This window comes from Collinsella aerofaciens, assembly GCF_015553355.1.
Taxonomy (GTDB): Bacteria; Actinomycetota; Coriobacteriia; order Coriobacteriales; family Coriobacteriaceae; genus Collinsella; species Collinsella aerofaciens_V.
Genome location: NZ_JADNGN010000007.1, coordinates 31,589 through 48,884, shown reverse-complemented (window position 1 = coordinate 48,884; position 17,296 = coordinate 31,589). Strand labels below are relative to the sequence as shown.

The 17,296-nt window shown below is 60.2% G+C and carries 15 protein-coding genes, 1 tRNA gene and 1 other RNA gene; 11 read left to right on the top strand and 6 right to left on the bottom strand.

Annotation, left to right across the window (positions count from 1 at the left end; all coding sequences use genetic code 11):
* The first annotated feature begins 161 nt into the window (after positions 1-161).
* Both I2D57_RS03315 and I2D57_RS03310 read left to right on the top strand, forming a co-directional pair.
* A complete protein-coding gene (locus tag I2D57_RS03315; RefSeq protein ID WP_195361467.1) occupies positions 162-1,379 on the top strand; it encodes a helix-turn-helix domain-containing protein in 1,218 nt (405 codons plus the stop codon).
* 84 nt (positions 1,380-1,463) lie between these two features.
* Positions 1,464-2,039, top strand: a complete 576-nt coding sequence (locus I2D57_RS03310; protein WP_195361466.1) for a hypothetical protein — start codon at positions 1,464-1,466, stop codon at positions 2,037-2,039.
* Positions 2,040-2,094: 55 nt separating this feature from the next.
* On the opposite strand, the gene I2D57_RS03305 is transcribed toward I2D57_RS03310, so the two are convergent.
* The gene (locus tag I2D57_RS03305) at positions 2,095-2,616 is read right to left on the bottom strand and encodes a nitroreductase family protein (protein WP_195361465.1); all 522 of its coding nucleotides are present in this window, start codon (positions 2,614-2,616) and stop codon (positions 2,095-2,097) included.
* A gap of 294 nt (positions 2,617-2,910) precedes the next feature.
* Here I2D57_RS03305 and I2D57_RS03300 point away from each other — a divergent pair, with 294 nt between their 5' ends.
* The 4 genes from I2D57_RS03300 to I2D57_RS03285 all read left to right on the top strand — a co-directional run bounded on the left by I2D57_RS03300 (position 2,911) and on the right by I2D57_RS03285 (position 7,613).
* Entirely contained in the window at positions 2,911-3,201 is a 291-nt protein-coding gene (locus I2D57_RS03300; protein ID WP_118260475.1) for a CDP-alcohol phosphatidyltransferase, read from the top strand.
* A 179-nt stretch (positions 3,202-3,380) separates the two neighbouring features.
* Complete coding sequence (locus tag I2D57_RS03295; protein ID WP_195361464.1) at positions 3,381-3,881, top strand: MarR family winged helix-turn-helix transcriptional regulator; 501 nt, start codon at positions 3,381-3,383, stop codon at positions 3,879-3,881.
* Positions 3,881-5,605, top strand: coding sequence for an ABC transporter ATP-binding protein (locus tag I2D57_RS03290; RefSeq protein WP_229055602.1), 1,725 nt, complete (start codon positions 3,881-3,883; stop codon positions 5,603-5,605). Before I2D57_RS03295 ends, I2D57_RS03290 begins: the two co-directional genes overlap by 1 nt.
* Position 5,606: 1 nt before the next feature.
* Positions 5,607-7,613, top strand: coding sequence for an ABC transporter ATP-binding protein (locus I2D57_RS03285; RefSeq protein WP_195361462.1), 2,007 nt, complete (start codon positions 5,607-5,609; stop codon positions 7,611-7,613).
* 114 nt (positions 7,614-7,727) lie between these two features.
* Here the strand turns inward: I2D57_RS03285 and cysE are convergent, their stop codons facing one another.
* On the bottom strand, positions 7,728-8,432 hold the full coding sequence (gene cysE / locus I2D57_RS03280; protein ID WP_195361461.1) for a serine O-acetyltransferase: 705 nt from the start codon (positions 8,430-8,432) through the stop codon (positions 7,728-7,730).
* A 223-nt stretch (positions 8,433-8,655) separates the two neighbouring features.
* On the opposite strand from cysE, the gene I2D57_RS03275 reads away from it, so the two are divergent.
* Both I2D57_RS03275 and I2D57_RS03270 read left to right on the top strand, forming a co-directional pair.
* Positions 8,656-9,303: a VTT domain-containing protein gene (locus tag I2D57_RS03275; RefSeq protein ID WP_117800261.1), complete on the top strand. Its 648-nt coding sequence runs from the start codon at positions 8,656-8,658 to the stop codon at positions 9,301-9,303.
* A gap of 289 nt (positions 9,304-9,592) precedes the next feature.
* Positions 9,593-10,645: a branched-chain amino acid aminotransferase gene (locus I2D57_RS03270; protein WP_022093821.1), complete on the top strand. Its 1,053-nt coding sequence runs from the start codon at positions 9,593-9,595 to the stop codon at positions 10,643-10,645.
* A gap of 562 nt (positions 10,646-11,207) precedes the next feature.
* On the opposite strand, the gene I2D57_RS03265 is transcribed toward I2D57_RS03270, so the two are convergent.
* Positions 11,208-11,759: a LemA family protein gene (locus I2D57_RS03265; protein ID WP_082421874.1), complete on the bottom strand. Its 552-nt coding sequence runs from the start codon at positions 11,757-11,759 to the stop codon at positions 11,208-11,210.
* A 211-nt stretch (positions 11,760-11,970) separates the two neighbouring features.
* Here I2D57_RS03265 and I2D57_RS03260 point away from each other — a divergent pair, with 211 nt between their 5' ends.
* The gene (locus I2D57_RS03260; protein ID WP_158549345.1) at positions 11,971-12,555 is read left to right on the top strand and encodes a TetR/AcrR family transcriptional regulator; all 585 of its coding nucleotides are present in this window, start codon (positions 11,971-11,973) and stop codon (positions 12,553-12,555) included.
* Positions 12,556-12,558: 3 nt separating this feature from the next.
* Here the strand turns inward: I2D57_RS03260 and I2D57_RS03255 are convergent.
* A tRNA-Ser gene (locus I2D57_RS03255) sits at positions 12,559-12,648 on the bottom strand.
* 51 nt (positions 12,649-12,699) lie between these two features.
* Between I2D57_RS03255 and tadA the strand changes: the two genes are divergently transcribed.
* Complete coding sequence (gene tadA, locus I2D57_RS03250) at positions 12,700-14,481, top strand: tRNA adenosine(34) deaminase TadA (RefSeq protein WP_195361460.1); 1,782 nt, start codon at positions 12,700-12,702, stop codon at positions 14,479-14,481.
* Between the two features lie 455 nt (positions 14,482-14,936).
* Positions 14,937-15,032: signal recognition particle sRNA small type (gene ffs, locus I2D57_RS03245), an RNA gene on the top strand.
* A 342-nt stretch (positions 15,033-15,374) separates the two neighbouring features.
* Here the strand turns inward: ffs and I2D57_RS03240 are convergent.
* Positions 15,375-16,388: a coiled-coil domain-containing protein gene (locus I2D57_RS03240; RefSeq protein ID WP_195361459.1), complete on the bottom strand. Its 1,014-nt coding sequence runs from the start codon at positions 16,386-16,388 to the stop codon at positions 15,375-15,377.
* 28 nt (positions 16,389-16,416) lie between these two features.
* Positions 16,417-17,296, bottom strand: an 880-nt coding sequence (locus I2D57_RS03235) for a hypothetical protein (protein WP_195361458.1), incomplete at its 5' end; no start/stop codon positions are given.

Here is a 17,296-nt window from a genome sequence, read left to right as displayed (position 1 = left end):
AGCTCTTATCGCCCCGCCAGGATGGCGATGCGGGGCAACACCTATACTCGCAGGACGGCGCTTTCTGCCCTATAGTGTTTGGTGGGCAATATCGTTCAATTTTGAAACACTCGGTCGTGCGACCGTCGGCGGTTGCACGATGCCGCGGACAGGGGCAAATCATGGATAGCTATGCCAAACTGAACATCTTGACCGAGGCCCTGGCTGCTGACGGGGCCTCGGCATTGGCAATCGATGCGCGTGGGGACGTCGCGATCTCGACCATGAATGACGCGGCGCTTGAGCGGGATGTGGCGGCTTTTGTCGCTGAGCGCCTCGACCGTATAGGAGACGGCGCACGTCTGGTTATGGGGCGTGCGGGTACGCGCCTGAGCCTGACCGTTCGTCCCACCGACAAAGAGGGCGGGGGCCTTTGGGCCGTCGTGGTCCGCGAGGTGCGCGGCGCCGCGGCGCATGCGGGCATCGAGTGGCTCAACGCCGACGAGGTTGAGGCCCGCTACGAATCGAGTGCGTACGGCATCGTTGAAGGGGCGGCCTCGGTGGCTGCACCGGTTGCCGAGAGCTACGCTCGCGGTGTGCCCCTTATGCTCGAGGGTGAGCTGGGAGCGGGTCAGGTCGAGATCGCCAAGCGCCTCTATCTGGACGGTCCTTTTGCCGATCAGCCCTTTGTTTCCCTTGCGCTTGATGAACTCACCGAGCGCGGTTGGCGCCATGTGCTCAAAAGCGCCGAATCGCCGTTGTTCCAAACGGGGCTGACCCTTTGCATTGAGGGCTGGAACGCGGTTGGCCCCCAGCGCCTCCGCGAGCTGGTCTCCACGATGACCGACACCGCGTTGGCGACGCGCTGCCATGTGGTGCTGACAGCGAATGACATGCCGGGCGGCGGCGAAAGTGATCAAGCCGCGTTTGTGACCGAGCGCTTCGCCTGCGCGGTGAGCGTGGCGCCGGCAATCGCCGAGCAGGGAGCCGCGTCGACGAAGGTTGCGCGCTATTTGGAATATCTCGCTGATGCATTTGGGACGGCAGCGCCCACGCTGTCTGCCACGGCGACGAAGACGCTCGATGCTTACCGCTGGCCGCGCAACTATCTGCAGCTCCGCGAGGTCTCGGAACGACTGTATATATTGGTGGGGGCGGGCACGGTGGACCGCGCTGTGGCGGAGGAAGTGCTCGCCCAAGAGGACGTGATTAAGACCGCAACCTTTGGCGCCCCGACGCTCGAAAGTGACCTGTATATCCTGCGACCGCTGGCCGATACCGAGCGAGATATCGCGCATCTAGTTGTAGACCATCTCCACGGCAACCGAACCCGTGCGGCGGAGGTGCTGGGCATAAGCCGTACAACGCTGTGGCGCTTGCTGAAGGACGATGACCGTTGAGCGAGGCGCCCGTGACCGCGCGCGACGCGTGTGCTACAGTCCAAAGCGTTATTGTTTCGATTTGGTTACGGCGTGCGAGGGCATATGGCTGAGACTTCAAAACCGAGCCGCAGAAGGCGGAGCGCCGCGCCGGTTAACCGACGCACGACATCGGTGACGTGGGGCAAACACGCCTCGGGGTTTGATGGCTCGTTCAAGCGCACTAAATACGGCTATCCTTCGGCAAGCGCTCGCTTGGCCATGCAGGCCGAGTCGTCGCTGTGGGGCCGCAAGCGCGTGGTGGGCTCAAAGCTCAAGCACGACGGCACGCTCGGTTACATCAGCCGCGGGGCGGCTCGCCGCAGTGGGCTCAATCCTGCTGGTTGGCATCGTTATGTTCCGATTGCGGTCGTCGTTGCAGTGATCGTCATCGCGCTCGCGGCGCTCGGATATGCCGGTGGTGGCGCCAACTTGGACGCAGTGTTTAAATCGCCCGAGCTCGCGCATGCAGGCACAGAAGTTGTCGAGGGCGCTCAGACCCAGACGGGCGTCGCGCCCCAGCGCGGTATCGTTGCGGCGGCCTCCACCATCGCCGATGCGCAAAAGGACGAGGACGAACAGGGCGATGGCGCCGAAACGGCCCAGACGAACGAAACGACGACAACTCAAATAACAACATAGCTTGCCGGCAGAAGGGGACGTTCCTTTTCTGCCGGCAGTTTGGGACACTCCTGCGCTACTTGACGTATACCACGTTGTCGCGGCGCGGCTTTGCCTCGGGTAGCGTGTCCTCGGCATAGCCCAGAATGCAGTGACCGACACCGCGCAGGCTGCCGTCGGCGGGCAGGCCCCAGCTGGCCAGCAGCTCCAGGCCCTCGGGCGAGTCAAAGACCTCATGCGCGCGGTGAATCCAGCACGAATCGACACCCAGCGCATAGGCGGCGTTGAGCAAGTTGCCCATGGCGAGCGAGCCGTCTTCCAGATGCGTGGGCACGCTGCGGTCAACCAGCACCACCACAACGGTCTTGGCGCCATAGAAGGGGTCGCTGTTGCTGCCCATGACCTGGGCGTTGAGCTGTGAGAGACGCTCGACGGTCGCGGGGTCGGTGACGGCGACAAACGTCACCGGCTGGCGGCCCATGCCGCTCGGTGCATATTGGCCGGCTTCGATAATACGTGCAAGCTTTTCGGCCTCGACGGGACGATCGCTGTAGTTGCGGCAGCTGCGGCGGTGAATGAGTGCTTCGATAGTCTCCATGGTGTCTCCTTGCGGTGGCGTTGCAGATGCCCCGTTCATACCCGTCGGGCTCAAACGATAGACGGTCAATTGCCCGGCCAAAAGGATAGATTCCAATTGGGAAAGTAGGTTTGCATAAAAGTACCTTCAGAATGTGACAAACAAATGGGATGGTTAAACGTTTTATCCCGTCTACCCTGCGGTTTTTTACCACTTGCCTAAATGATGCGCGCATAAGCTCTGATAAAGGTTTTACTAAAGGAGCACCAACGTTTATCAACGCGCCATGGTGGCGCCGGGCCAGGAGGTAACATCATGTTCCAGGCTGGAGATGTCGTCGAGACCGACTTCGAAGGATTTCTGAAGCTGCTGCGTTCCAAGACGCGCGCTTTCGTGTCGATCAATGATCACGAGTACTACATCACGCACACCGATGGCTATTGGCGTGTTCAGGATTGCGAGGCCCTCAACGATAAGGGCCACTTTACTGACTGCTCCGAGCTGGTCAACACGGTCTGCGAGGTCGTCGAACTGCCGTGGATCTGCGGTAAGAGCCTGCACGACAGCTTCTCGGGCGCCACGGTCTACGAGGCCGTCGCTGCCTAACAGCCAACAATCGATATTCTCTCGCAACCGCCGGCGCCGCCCCCGCGCCGGCGGTCTTTTTTGTCGATATGCTTATGTAGAGCCGACCATAGACAACGAGCTTATTGACGATAGTCAAAACTCGGACTAATGTAGAGATATTAATTGGTCAAAACTCGGACTATCGAATGGTGGGAGAGATGAATAGTGCAGTTAGCCCGGTCGATTTCGACCGGATGCTCAACGGGCTTGATCGTATCTATTCGGAGTTCGCGCGCACTTGCGGTCTTTCGGACTGCGCCTACTGGATGCTCGTCGACACGAGTGCAGCGGGCGGAAGCGTTGCCGTGAGTCGGCTGACGAGTGAATGGTTCTACAGCAAACAGACCATCAATTCGGCGATTAAGACGCTTAGGGCGCGAGGGCTTGCGACGTTGGAGTTTGCCGAAGGCAGTCGTAAGAATAAAGTTGTGCGACTGACCGAAGAAGGCGTGCGGTTTGCCAAGCACTACGCGTTGCCGGCGCAAAAAGCCGAGCAACAGGCATTCGAGGCGCTCGAGCCGTGGGAACAGCGCGAGATCATGCGCTTGGTCGGTAAGTTCTCCCACGTTCTGAACGAAGAGTGCGAGGCATTTAAACGGCAAGTGGCCGCCGAGAACGAGGCTGACGATAAGGGCGAGGGGGACACATGCGACTCTTAATGAGGTTTATGAGGCCGTACCGCGGTCTGATTGCGGTGACGCTGTTTGCGGTGCTGATAGATAACGTCGGTACGCTGTTGGTTCCCACGATGCTGGCGAACATGGTCAACACCGGTATTACCACGGGCGATGTCGACTATATTTTACGTAACGGCCTGTACATGCTTATCGCGACCGGCATGGCCAGCGGCGGCACGGTGCTGGGCTGCTATCTTTCGGCGCGCCTGGCCGCCAACGTGGCCTGCGATATCCGTAATGCCGTGTACGACAAGTCGCTCGAGCTGTCCGCCAGCGACTTTGAGCGCTTTGGCACGGGTTCGATGATCACGCGCTCGCTCAACGACATCAACGTGATTCAGCAAGCTGTCCTTCAGACGATTCAGTTGGTGCTGCCGGTGCCGTTCTTGGCCGTGGCAGGCATCATTTTTGCCTGGTTTATCGATCCCGCCATGGGCACGCTGCTGGGCGTGGTGGTTGCGATCGTGCTGGTGGCGGCGGTCTTTACGGTGGCTAACGCCGCGCCGATTTTTATGCGTCTGCAGAGCTTTATCGACCGCATGAACGTGGTGCTGCGCGAGAACATCGTGGGCGTGCGCGTCATCCGCGCATTTAACAAGGAGCGCCACGAGGAGCAGCGCCTGGACGAGGTGTTTAGCGATTACGCGGCCAACGCCATCAAGGTCAACCACCTGTTTGTGGGTCTCGACAGCTCTAGCTTCTTTTTGATGAATATCGCCGAGGTGGCGGTGCTGTGGGTGGGCGGCAACCGCGTGGGCGTCCACGCCATGCAAATCGGTAGCATCTCGGCCGTGCTGGAGTACGCGATCCTGATCCTGTTCTTTGTGATGATGGCGCAGATGGTGATTCTGACGCTCCCACGCGCCGCGGCGTGTCTCAACCGCGCGCAACAGGTGCTCGAAATCGAGCCGAGCATTGTGGACGGCAAGGCTACGCTGGGCGACGGGGCGCCTGAGTCCGCAGATGGGACCGACGTGGTGGCCGTGTTCGACCACATGTCGTTCCGTTTTGACGATGCCGATGAGGACACCCTGTGCAACCTGAGTTTTGCCTGCCGCCGTGGACAGACGACCGCGATCGTGGGCTCAACGGGCTCGGGCAAGTCAACGGTGGCCAAGCTCCTGCTTCGCTTCCACGATGCCACGAAGGGCGCCATTCGCCTAAACGGCGTTGACCTGCACGACCTTTCGCAAGGTGAGATTCGCGGGCATATCGCTTACGTGCCGCAGAAGGCATGGCTGTTCTCGGGCACGGTGGCGAGCAACCTGCGCTATGGCAACGAGGGCGCGACTGAGGCTGACATGCTCCATGCGCTGGAGGTTGCCCAGAGCACCTTTGTGCTCGACCAGCCCCAGGGGCTCGATACGCCGGTGGCCCAGGGCGGCACGAACTTCTCGGGCGGTCAGCGCCAGCGCCTGGCGATCGCCCGCGCACTCATGAAGCGCGCCGACCTATATATCTTCGACGACAGTTTTTCGGCCCTGGACTTTAAGACCGATGCGGCACTGCGCCGTGCACTGCAGGACGAGACGCGCGATGCCGCGGTGCTCATCATCGCCCAGCGCATCTCGACTATTTTGCATGCCGATCAGATCGTGGTGCTCAAAGACGGCGAGATCGTGGGCCTAGGCACGCACGACGAGCTCATGGAAACCTGCGAGGTGTACCGCGCAATCGCGGAATCGCAGATGAAGGGAGGTGAGTAGCATGACCGAGGAGCTCAAAAAGCAGGCCAGCGTTGATGACGCCGTTGCCGCGGGACTGGTTGAGGAAACGGCTGCCGTAGCACCCGAGCTGGACGAGGCCGCCAAGGCTGCAGCCGAGCGCGAGGCTCGCCGCCAAGCGCTCTACGAGGAAAACGAACGTGCCGAGGACGAGCGCGCCCGCGCTGAGGCAGAGCGCATGCGCGATGTGGACGACGAGGACGAGGACGAGAAACCCCGCGACACCTGGGCGACGGTGCGCCGCCTGTGGAGCGAGGCTGCCGGTGACCATTGGCGCTTCTATATCGTGTTCGCGAGCATCGTGTTCTATGCCATCTTTAACACCGCTGCGCCGGCATATAGCGCCCGCGTGATCGATGAGCTGTGGGGCCACATTCAGGTGGCGTTTGCCAACGACACCACCTTCAACATCACCTGGGAGAACTGCGGCAGGACCATCTTCATCTACTTTATGATCTGGACGGCCGCTGCCTCGTTCTACGCGCTCCAGAGCTTTTTGATGTCGAGCGTGGCCGAACGCCTTAACCTGCACCTGCGTAACCGCATCGCTCAAAAGCTCAACCGTCTGCCGCTTGCCTTCTTTGACGCGCATCGTCCCGGTGAGGTCGTCAGCCGTGCGACCAACGACTTGGACAAGATGTCCGAGAGCATGCAGCGCGGCTTGCTGCAGCTTTTGGTGTCGATCGGTACCGTGGTGGGCGCCGTGAGCGTGATGTTCGTGTTTAGCGTGCCGCTCACGCTTGTCTTTTTGTTCTTTACGGCGTTGTCGCTGCTGGTGACGAAGGTCGTGTCGCGCCGCACGCACGATGTGACGGGCGAGCGCCAGGAGTGGGTGTCCAAGATTACGAGCGCGGTCGAGGAAGGCTACTCGGGCCGTCTGGTGATCCGTGCGTTCAACCGTGAGCGCCAGAGTTCTGCCGAGGTGCATCAGGCCTCGGGCGAGCTAGCGCGCGTGAGCACCAAGGCCGACTTTATGATTAACGCCGTCGGCCCCGCGGTGCGCTTTATCGGCCGCCTGGCACAGATCGTGATTGCGATTGTGGGCTGCAGCATGCTGGTTGCCGGCCACATGACCGTCGGTGTGTTCCAGGCGTTCTTCCAGTTTATCTACGAGGCATCCGAGCCCATGACGCAGCTGTCGTTTACCTTCAACTCGCTGCAGAGCGCGCTGGCGAGTGCGGAGCGCGTGTTCGACCTGCTCGATGAACCCGAGATGGAGGCGGATCCGCAGCCGGGCGAGGCCGCCAAGCTGCCGGGCCGCGTGGAGGGCCGCGTCGCCTTTGAGCATGTGCGCTTTGGTTATGCGCCCGACAAGCCGCTCATGCGCGATGTGTCGTTTACCGCCGAGCCGGGCCAGAAGATTGCCGTGGTGGGAACCACGGGCGCGGGCAAGACCACGCTCATCAACCTGCTCATGCGCTTCTACGAGATTGACGGCGGGCGTATTACGCTCGACGGCGTAGACACGAGCCGCATGGACCGCGGCGAGCTGCGCCAGCAGTTTGGCATGGTGCTGCAGGACGCCTGGCTGTTCGATGGCACGATTGCCGAAAACATCGCCTACGGCTGCCCCGAGGCGACGCGCGAGGAGGTCGTGGCCGCCGCACGCGCCGCGCAGGTCGACTTCTTTGTACGCACCATGCCGCAGGGCTACGACACGCGCGTGGCCAACGATGCCGAGAGCATCAGCCAGGGCCAGCGTCAGCTGCTGACCATTGCGCGCGTGCTGCTCAACAACCCGGCGATTCTCATCCTGGACGAGGCGACGTCGAGCGTGGACACGCGCACCGAGCTTGCCATCGGCCGTGCCATGGACGCGCTCATGCATGGGCGCACGAGCTTTGTGATCGCGCATCGCCTGTCGACGATCGTGGATGCCGACCTGATTCTGGTCATGGACCACGGCAACATTATCGAGCAGGGCACGCATAAGGAGCTGCTCGCAGCCGAGGGCGCTTATGCCGACCTCTATCTGAGTCAGTTCGCATAATGTGACAAAGGGACAGTCCCGCATGTCACATCAAAAAGAAAGGCGCGCCGGGGATGAATTCCCTAGCGCGCCTTCTTGCGTTGATGCCGATGTCGTTTTGTGCCGCTTGCGTTCCTAGCGCTCGTCCACGAGCTTGGCGACGAGGGCCTTGAGCTCGGCCACCTCTCGCTCGAGTTCTTTGACGCGGCGGGCGTTCTCGGTGATGCCTTGGCGGTTGAGGGCACTCTGCTCGGCGGCGTCATCGGGCATGTACTCGCGATGCTGCTTGGCGTCGAAGCTCTCCTCGAACACGCGGCAGCCGTTGCGCTTGATGATGCGTCCCGGCACGCCCACGACGGTGCAGTTGTCGGGCACGTCCTTGACGACGACCGAGTTGCCGCCGATCTTGACGTTGTTGCCGATGCGGATGTTGCCGAGCACCTTGGCGCCCGTGCCCACGGTGACGTTGTTACCCAGGGTGGGGTGGCGCTTGCCGGTTTCGTTGCCGGTGCCGCCGAGCGTAACGCCCTGGTAGAGCACGCAGTTGTCGCCCACAATGGTGGTCTCGCCGATGACGACGCCCATGGCGTGGTCGATAAAGAAGTGCTTGCCAATCTGTGCGGCAGGGTGAATCTCGACGCCGGTGATGTGGCGGGTGATTTGAGATAGCACACGGGCGAGCGAGCGATGACCGTGCTCCCAGAGCCAGTGCTCGGGCACGTGGTTCCACTTGGCGTGCAGACCAGGATAGGAAAGGAAGATGACCAGGGCACTTTGCGCGGCGGGGTCTTGCGCTTGGACGGTCTTGATGTCCTCGCGAATGGTATTGATAAAGCTCACCGGCCGCCCTCCCTTAGCGTCATAGCAATGCGATTCAATAAAGTATAGCGATTCGCTAGGGATTAGGAAGGACAATCCTGGCGGCTTTGCGCAACAGGTGTCAGTTATGCAAACTTGCTGGTAATGGAGTCATGCTTTTGTGGGGTTGCGCACGAGGGGGCGCCGCAACCGTATACTGGTCAACTTGGACGTATCCGCGCCCACAACTGAGAGGTTTTACTTCATGGGTTTCATCAATTTTATCGCCGAGCTGCTCAAAGACCCGCGCACCGCGATTGCCAGCTGGATCGCCGCCGGCCCGCTTATGGCCTACGGCTGCGTGTTCCTGATTATCTTCATTGAGACAGGCGTGGTGTTCTTCCCGTTCCTTCCTGGCGATTCACTGCTGTTTGCTTCGGGCTTCTTTGCCCACAACGGTGGCTTTAACATCGTGGCACTGCTGGCCGTCGCATGGGCTGCTGCCATCCTGGGTGACCAGTGCAACTTTATGATCGGTCACTTCTTTGGCAAAAAGATTATCGCTTCGGGCAAGGTCAAGGCCATGACGCCTGAGCGCATCAAAAAGTCCGAGGATTTCTTGGACAAGTGGGGTCACCTGGCCATCTTCCTGGGTCGCTTCTTCCCGTTTATCCGCACCTTTGTGCCCTTTATCGCCGGCATGGGCGGCATGCACTGGCGCAATTTTGTCATCTTTAACGTGCTGGGCGGCATTACCTGGTCGACGCTCTTTACACTGCTGGGCTACTTCTTTGGCGGCATCCCCTTTGTGCAGGAGCACTTTGAGCTGCTGATCGTCGGCATCGTTGCCGTATCGATCATCCCGACTGTGGTCGGTCTGGTTAAGGCTAAGCTGGGCAAAAAGAACGCGTAGCTCGAGCCAGCGCGCAAACCGTGCAGTTGAGGCCCGTCACCGTTTACGGTGGCGGGCCTCTTCAGCTTCGGTCAAATGAAATTACTTTAGTTAGTTAAAGAAAAACGTTTTATCCGACGCGCGTGCGGAGTACAATCTCGTGCATGCGAATCGACGTGCCATCGGCTTTGATGCTGCTCGCGTGTCCCGTCCGGCTCTACGCTCCGGGTGTGCGACGTTGCGACGCGGTCGGCCTCGGTCCTTGCGTGCGAGTTCGCGAGTATGCAACTGTGTATGTAAGGAGCGACATATGACTGTCGAGAAGAAGGATATCGATTGGGGTAGCCTCGGCTTTGGCTACATGAAGACCGATTACAGCTACGAGGCTCATTGGAAGGACGGCGAGTGGGACGAGGGCGGCCTGACCACCGACCACACCTTGCATGTCTCCGAGTGCGGCGGCATCTTCCATTATTGCCAGGAGGTCTTTGAGGGCCTGAAGGCCTACACCGCCGAGGACGGCAGCATCGTCTGCTTCCGTCCCGACATGAACGCCGAGCGCATGTATAACTCTGCCCAGCGCCTCGAGATGCCCCCGTTCCCCAAGGACAAGTTCGTTGAGGCCGTTAAGCAGGTCGTTTCTGCCAACGCCGCCTGGGTTCCGCCCTTCGGCTCCGGCGCGACTCTGTATGTCCGTCCGTTTATGATCGGCTCCGGTGACGTGATTGGCGTGGCTCCCGCTCCTGAGTACACGTTCCGTATTCTCGTGACTCCGGTCGGTCCGTACTTTAAGGGTGGCCTCAAGCCCGTCAAGCTGCGCGTTTCCGAGTACGACCGCGCCGCACCGCACGGCACCGGTAATATCAAGGCCGGCCTGAACTACGCCATGTCCCTTAAGCCCACGATGGAGGCTCACCGCGAGGGCTATGCCGAGAACCTGTATCTCGACTCCGAGTCCCGCACCTATGTCGAGGAGACCGGTGGCGCCAACGTCCTGTTCGTGAAGGAGGATGGCACCCTTGTCGTCCCGCAGTCGCACACCGACTCCATCCTGCCCTCCATCACCCGCCGTTCGCTCGTTCAGGTCGCTGAGGATCTGGGCATGACCGTCGACCAGCGTCCCGTCGAGTGGGCCGAGGTCAAGGCCGGCACCTTTGTTGAGTGCGGTCTGTGCGGCACCGCTGCCGTTATCTCCCCAGTCGGTGAGATCGACAACAAGGTCTACGGTGCCGATGAGACCGTGACCTTCCCGGCTGGCTACACCGAGATCGGTCCTGTGATGAAGAAGCTCCGCGAGACCCTGACTGGCATCCAGTCCGGTGCTGTCGAGGATAAGCACAACTGGGTTTACACCGTCGCGTAATTTGTCTTACGGATATGTCCGGCCCGAGGGCGACCTTCCTTTCCGGCGCGTCCTCGGACATGAAAGAGCCTCCGCTGCGCACTTCGTGCGGCGGAGGCTCTTTCGTCCTGCGGAGTGCGCCGGGAGGGAACTTGTTCTCTGCCCTGCGGGTTCGGCGATGTCACAACGGGCAATGATTAATCTGAATAAAGATGGTGCGCGGCCTTTTAGGCCGCGCTTCTGCTTTGCTTCGCGCCATGTGGGGGCGGTGGCGACGTGCATTTTTGCGAGTATTCTGCAATCGAAGGCCCCTGCATACCGACCTCGGGCAAAAAATCGGGATTTCTCGATGTTTTCTACGGATGATGGGCGGGGTTATGGGCTGACAGCGTTTGATTTGCAGGGATATTCGCGGTCTTTGGCATTTATCGTGGCGCCCGAAGCTCTTGGTTATGTTGAATACTCCTAAAAATGCACGGCACTTAGAGGGGGACCTTTGCGAAAAGGGAAACCGCCCCGTCGAAGTATGCATTCGACGGGGCGGTTTATGCATTTGGCTGATTAAGGATGCGCTGTCAAACTACTAGAACTTGACGGTCGGGGCCTGGCGGGCTGCTTCGGCGGCCTCGAAGCCCTGGCGTTCCTTAAACTGGAAGATGCCGGCAAAGATGACAGCCGGGAACGTCTGAATGGCGTTGTTGTAGCTGAGCACGCAGTCGTTGTAGCTCTGGCGTGCATAGCTAATCTTGTTCTCGGTATCCTCGAGCGATGCCTGCAGCTGCGTAAAGTTGGTGTTTGCCTTAAGATCGGGATAGGCCTCGGCCACGGCGAAGAGCTGGCGCAGCGCACCGGTCAGCACGTTGTCGGCTTCCATCTTGGCCTCGGGCGTGGTTGCCTTGACGGCGGTGTTACGCGCGCTGATCACGGCGGAGAGCGTCTCCTGCTCGTGCTTGGCGTAGCCCTTGACGGTCTCGACCAGGTTGGGGATCAGGTCGTTGCGGCGCTGCAGCTGCGTATCGATGTTCTGCCAGGCGTTATCGATGCGGTTACGCTTGGTGACCATGTTGTTGTAGATGCCGGCGATGGCGCAGACAATCACAATGACAACAACGATGCCGATGATGACGGTAATCATGATGTCTCCGTTTCGAATGGCCGCGGCGGCATGCGCCAGCTGCCGTTGGTATAACGCTACTAGTATACCCGCAACGTTTTGCCGTGCCGAACTTTCCGGTAAGCGTTGTGTTTTCGGCGGGGTTGGCACCGGGGCAAAGCGTGCGAGGTACAGGTGTAAGATATGCGACAGATTGACGAGTGTTGTCTTTGCCCTGAGGATGGCGATACCAGTGGACCTTCGCATTAAGAAAACCTACCGCGCCCTGTTCGATGCTTTCACCGAGCTTCTCGAGGAGCATCGTTTTGAGGACCTGACGGTTGCCATGCTGTGCGACCGCGCCATGATTCGCCGTACGACGTTCTACAAGCACTTTCGCGACAAGAACGATTACTTTGCCTTTTATATCGATGAGCTTATGTCGGGCTTGCCGCAAAAACAGCCCGATGAGGCCGGCGCAGTGTCTGCCGAGGACGTGCGCGCGCTTCGGCACGCGATTTTGGACGATGCCATGGATTTGATTCTGGCGCACGAGCAGCTCATGGATAACATTTTGGCAAGCAGCATGTCGGGCATGTTGACCAACGTTATTTGCGACCGCATTGCCCGCTCCATCCGCGAGCGTGTGATGAACGTGCTTGCCGAGGATGCCCTGGCCCCCGTGTCACTCGAGACGACGTCTGAGTTTGTCGCCGGCGGTATTATTCGACTTTTCACGATATGGTGGGAATCGGGCCACGATCTTGAGCGTCGACCTGAGATAGCCGACGTGGTCGATGCACTGTTTGAGCGGACAATGACACCGGTGCATCACTAGGAGTGGCGGAGAGAGGGGGATTCGAACCCCCGGAACGCTCTCGCGCTCAACGGTTTTCAAGACCGCCGCATTCAACCGCTCTGCCATCTCTCCGTGAGTCGTAATGATAGCATCGTTTTGAATTTGCAACAGGGAAGGCGAACGATGACGATCACCGAAATCGACGAGAAGTTCATGCGCGAGGCGCTGGCCGAGGCGCGAGCCGCCGCGGCGGTGGGCGAGGTGCCCATCGGAGCCGTAGTGGTGCGCGACGGCGAGGTTGTCGCGCGGGCGCATAATCGTCGCGAGCTCGATCAGGATCCTTCGGCTCATGCAGAGTTCGCGGCCCTGTGCGCTGCCGCCCAGGCGCTTGGTCGCTGGCGCCTTTCCGATTGCACGGTCTACGTGACGCTCGAGCCTTGCTGCATGTGTGCGGGAATTATGGTTAACGCGCGCGTGGGACGTTGCGTGTATGGCGCGGCCGATGCCAAGGCGGGTGCGCTGGGCTCGCTGTACGACCTCAATGCCGATTCGCGCCTGAACCATCGGTTTAATGTGACCGCTGGCGTGCTGGCGGATGAGTGTCGTGAGGTGTTGAGCAGCTATTTTAGTGGGCTGCGTGACACCGATGGTGCTGCGTGCGGCTGTGGATCTGATCTTGAGGCGCATACCGCTCATGCCGAGGCGCTCGCTGGTGCTGGAGATATTGCCGTTGAGGCGGTCGATTTTGGCCCCGCATGCCGCCGGCCCCGCCGTGTGCTGCTGGCGATCGACTCCTTTAAGGGTAGCGTTTCGAGCGCGCAGGCGGAGGCGGCGGTTGCCGAAGGCGCACGCCGTGCGTGGCCCGATGCCGAGATGGCCGCGTTGCCGCTGGCGGATGGTGGCGAGGGAACGCTCGACGCCATCGCCGCGCGCGGTGGCGAGCTCTCAACCTGCGAGGTTGCAGGCCCCTTAGGCGATCGCGTGTCTGCCCGGATGCTGGTGGACGGCGAGCACAAGTCGGCCGTAATCGAGATGGCCGAGGCGGCGGGTATTAGGTATTCGCCTTGCACGGAGTCGGCGGCGTTGGCGGCCACAACCTATGGCGTGGGCGAGCTCATGCTTCGCGCGGTCCGTGCGGGGGCAAAGACCATCTATATTGGCTTGGGCGGCAGTGCCACCAACGATGGCGGCGCCGGCATGCTGCAGGCGCTGGGCGCCCACCTTGTCGATGAGTGTGGCCGCAATATCGCTCCCGGTCTCGCAGGACTTGAACACGTGACGAGTATCGATTTGGCACCGGCGCTTCGGGCACTGAGCGGTGCGCGCGTTGTCGTGCTTTCCGATGTCGAGAATCCGCTCGTGGGGCGTCGAGGCGCACTGGCGGTGTTTGGCGGGCAGAAGGGCCTACCGACGGATGACGCCGCGGCGCTGAGCAGGTACGACAGCTGGATGGTCGGCTACGGCCGCCTGCTCGATGCGGCGATTACCGGGGTGCGGGCTCAGGGGTTGCTGCGCGTGCCCGAGGGCGCACGGACATTTGGCTCGGTGCTCGGCGTGCCCGGTGCCGGTGCCGCGGGCGGCCTGGGCGCCGCGTTGTTGGCACTTGGTGCCGAGTTGCGTTCGGGTGTGGAGACGGTGCTCGATCTGATTGGGTTTGACGAACGCGTGCGCGATGCCGACCTGGTCATAACGGGCGAGGGCAACATGGATGAGCAGTCCGCCGCTGGAAAGGCACCGGTGGGCGTGGCCCGTCGTGCGAAGCGATATGGCAAGCCGGTGGTCGCCGTCGTGGGCGGTCGTGCTGACAACCTGGATGCGGTGTATGGGCAGGGTATTGACTTGGTTTTGCCGATTTGCCGCAAGCCCATGGACCTGGAACAGGCACTCGATCCGCAAGAAGCCACAACCAACCTCATCTGTGCTGGCGAAGCGGCTGCTCGATCCTACGACCTTGGCCGTATCTAAAACCCATCCCCTCGATAAGTTGCGGTGAAATACGGAGTGTTTTTGCCTTTAAGGTGCCAATTCAGTCCGTATTCCACCGCAACTTCGAGAATGTCCATTCGAGGTTGGCTGCCTTGTGCCTTGGGTCGGACCGCCTGCCACGAAACGTGGCCATCTACTACGTTAAACCGGCCACTCTCGACCATCCCGGAATTTACAAAAACAAAACCGCAGGTAGAAAGCTTGCCGATTTTCGAAAAAGTCGGCTATGGTCGACCCCTGTGGCCTAAACGTAGTAGATGGGCCCTTTCTGCGGTGCGGCACCAAGCCGGTCATTTTGGGATGGGACTATTTTGACTACTCATTGGCTGCTCTGGCAATCGGGCTGCAAAAGTAGTCAAAAAAGCCCCGTCCCAAATTAGCTACCTTGCTCTGGTGGGCGGGAGCGGGTAAGATATACCGAGCGCCTAGCGCGTTCGATGGGTTCGGATGACGACATGTTCCGAATCTGGTCAGGTCCGGAAGGAAGCAGCCATAAGGAGCCTCTGTCGGGCATCCGAATCCATCGAGCGCACGGGCGCTTTTTGGTGCCGCGACATGGTCCGGGAGGCGGCGAGGTATTTGGTGTCTCGCTGGTCCTCGGCTTTGCCTGCGGGATCGCTCGACTACCAAATACCTCGCCGCCTCCCGGACCATGTCGTCCAAAAATCACCCGTAGAGGCGCATTAATCTGAAGAATTGAATCCCGTGCCTTTTGCTGCTCGGTGGCGTTGTCTGGAGCGCGGTGGCTATGTGGTTCAAGGGATGGCGGCGTTGCCGTCTGTTTTTACAAGTAAAGAGGCCCGTTTCCCTGGGGGAAACGGGCCTCTTTTGTTTCTGGGTTCGTGATTGGCGAAGGCGATATGCTCTGGCGGCTATTTTGAGTTCTTGATGCGGCGTGTGGCTGCGGTGGTTATTCCGAGGCCTGCGGCGGCGATTGCTGCGGGTGCGATTGCGCTCGGCGCTGTGTCGCCCGTGTTCGCGAGCTTGCCGGCGGTCGTATCTGCTTGCTTGCCGCTGCACGAGTTCGCTTGCTTGGCGGAGCTCGGTGCGGTGTCTTTGCCGGTCGCGGGCGAGCCGGCGGGCTGTGCCGTCTCGGCCGGTTGCGTCGAGCCGGAGGGAGGCGTTGTCTCGGCGGGTTTCGTCACCTCGGGCGAGGTGGCCTTGTCTGCCGTGGCTTTTGCCTCTTCGTATGCCTTGCAGGCGTCGTCATAGGCCGCTTGTGCCTTTTCCAAATCGCCGAGGAGCGCATTTCGCTTGGCTATGTCCTCGTCGATGTGGGCTTTGACATTCTCCGCATCACTTTCAAGGTTATTAATCACTCTTTCCTGGCTCTCGAGCCTATGCCGAACTTGGTCAAGCTCCTCTTCACAAAACTCTTCTTGCCGTTTTGCCGCCATGATCTCCGAACGCAACTGCTTAATAGTTTCGCTAATAGCTTTGCTAGGCTCCTCGTCGCCGAGGTCCTTAAGTACCTTATCTAATTTTGCCTGAAGGCCGCTTGTCCGGTTACGGGCTTCATCGTATCTGGCTTGGGCTGCATCGACGTTCGCTTGCATGGCGGGAAGGGGTCCCCTCAATTTGGCGGCTTCCGCCACCAGCTTGTCGTAGATCTCTTGAAGAGCGGCAATGTCATCATCGATTTCCGCAAGTTTCTCGGGACTTGCGGCGTCTTTTGCGGCCTCGAGGTTTTTGAGCGCTTCCTGCATGGCTGCATACGCTTTTTCTTTTGCGGCGTCCGCATCTTTCGTCTGCAAGGCAACTGCATCGACAGGGGAGTTGGTTTCTGCCGCGATCGCCGTTGCGGGGGCGATTCCCGCGGCAAGTGCCGCGGAAAGGGCGATGCCCACGGTTGCGCGTCTTGCACTTCTTGCGAGAATGTCGTTCATCTCGGCACCTCATTTCAAGGGTCGGCAGCTATTTTGAGTTCTTGAGGCGGCGTGTGGCTGCGGTGGTTATTCCGAGGCCTGCGGCGGCGACTGCTGCGGGTGCGATTGCGCTCGGCGCTGCGTCGCCCGTGTTCGCGAGCTTGCCGGCGGTCGTATCTGCTTGCTTGCCGCTGCTCAAGTTCGCCTGCTTGGTGGAGCTTGGCGGGGTATTTTTGCCGGTCGCGGACGAGCCGGTGGGCTGTGTCGCCTCGGCCGGTTGCGCCGAGTTGGAGGGAGGCGTCGTCTCGGTCGGTTGCGTTATCTCGGGCGAGGTGGCCTTGTCTGCCGCGGCTTTCGCCTCTTCGTATGCCTTGCAGGCGTCGTCATAGGCCGTTTGCGCTTTTTTCAAATTGTCGAGGAGCGCATCTCGCCAGGCTATGAACTGGTCGGTATGGGCTTTATACTTCTCTGCAGCACGTTCACAGTCATTAACTTGTCTTTCCTGCCTTTCGAGGCGGCCCTTGACCTCGCGGAGCTCCATTTCGCAAAAGTCAACTCGCGCTTTTGCCGTTACGATCTCTTGGCGCAACTGCTTTATTTGCTGTTTAACAGTTTCGACAAGCTCCTCGTCGCCGAGCGCTTCGAGTGCCTTAAGCACCTCAAGTTTCTTGTCTAATTCTGCTTGGAGCTCGCTTACCCGGTTGATGGCCCCGTCGTATTTGGCTTGGGCTGCATCGATGTCCGCTTGCATGGTGGGAAGGAGTTCCCTCTCTTCGACGGCTTGCGCCGCCATCTTGTCGCGGAGCTCTTGAAAACGGGCAATGTCATCATTGAATCTCGCAATTTTCTCGGGACTTGCGGCGTCTTTTGCGGCCTCGAGGTTTTTGAGCGCTTCCTGCATGGCTGCATACGCTTTTTCTTTTGCGGCG

Excerpts from the sequence above, each read along its gene's own strand:
- I2D57_RS03315 (WP_195361467.1), top strand. The coding sequence starts at position 162 with ATGGATAGCTATGCCAAACTGAACATCTTGACCGAGGCCCTGGCTGCT.
- I2D57_RS03310 (WP_195361466.1), top strand. The coding sequence starts at position 1,464 with ATGGCTGAGACTTCAAAACCGAGCCGCAGAAGGCGGAGCGCCGCGCCG.
- I2D57_RS03305 (WP_195361465.1), bottom strand. The coding sequence starts at position 2,616 with ATGGAGACTATCGAAGCACTCATTCACCGCCGCAGCTGCCGCAACTAC.
- I2D57_RS03300 (WP_118260475.1), top strand. The coding sequence starts at position 2,911 with ATGTTCCAGGCTGGAGATGTCGTCGAGACCGACTTCGAAGGATTTCTG.
- I2D57_RS03295 (WP_195361464.1), top strand. The coding sequence starts at position 3,381 with ATGAATAGTGCAGTTAGCCCGGTCGATTTCGACCGGATGCTCAACGGG.
- I2D57_RS03290 (WP_229055602.1), top strand. The coding sequence starts at position 3,881 with ATGAGGTTTATGAGGCCGTACCGCGGTCTGATTGCGGTGACGCTGTTT.
- I2D57_RS03285 (WP_195361462.1), top strand. The coding sequence starts at position 5,607 with ATGACCGAGGAGCTCAAAAAGCAGGCCAGCGTTGATGACGCCGTTGCC.
- I2D57_RS03275 (WP_117800261.1), top strand. The coding sequence starts at position 8,656 with ATGGGTTTCATCAATTTTATCGCCGAGCTGCTCAAAGACCCGCGCACC.
- I2D57_RS03270 (WP_022093821.1), top strand. The coding sequence starts at position 9,593 with ATGACTGTCGAGAAGAAGGATATCGATTGGGGTAGCCTCGGCTTTGGC.
- I2D57_RS03265 (WP_082421874.1), bottom strand. The coding sequence starts at position 11,759 with ATGATTACCGTCATCATCGGCATCGTTGTTGTCATTGTGATTGTCTGC.
- tadA (WP_195361460.1), top strand. The coding sequence starts at position 12,700 with ATGACGATCACCGAAATCGACGAGAAGTTCATGCGCGAGGCGCTGGCC.
- I2D57_RS03240 (WP_195361459.1), bottom strand. The coding sequence starts at position 16,388 with ATGAACGACATTCTCGCAAGAAGTGCAAGACGCGCAACCGTGGGCATC.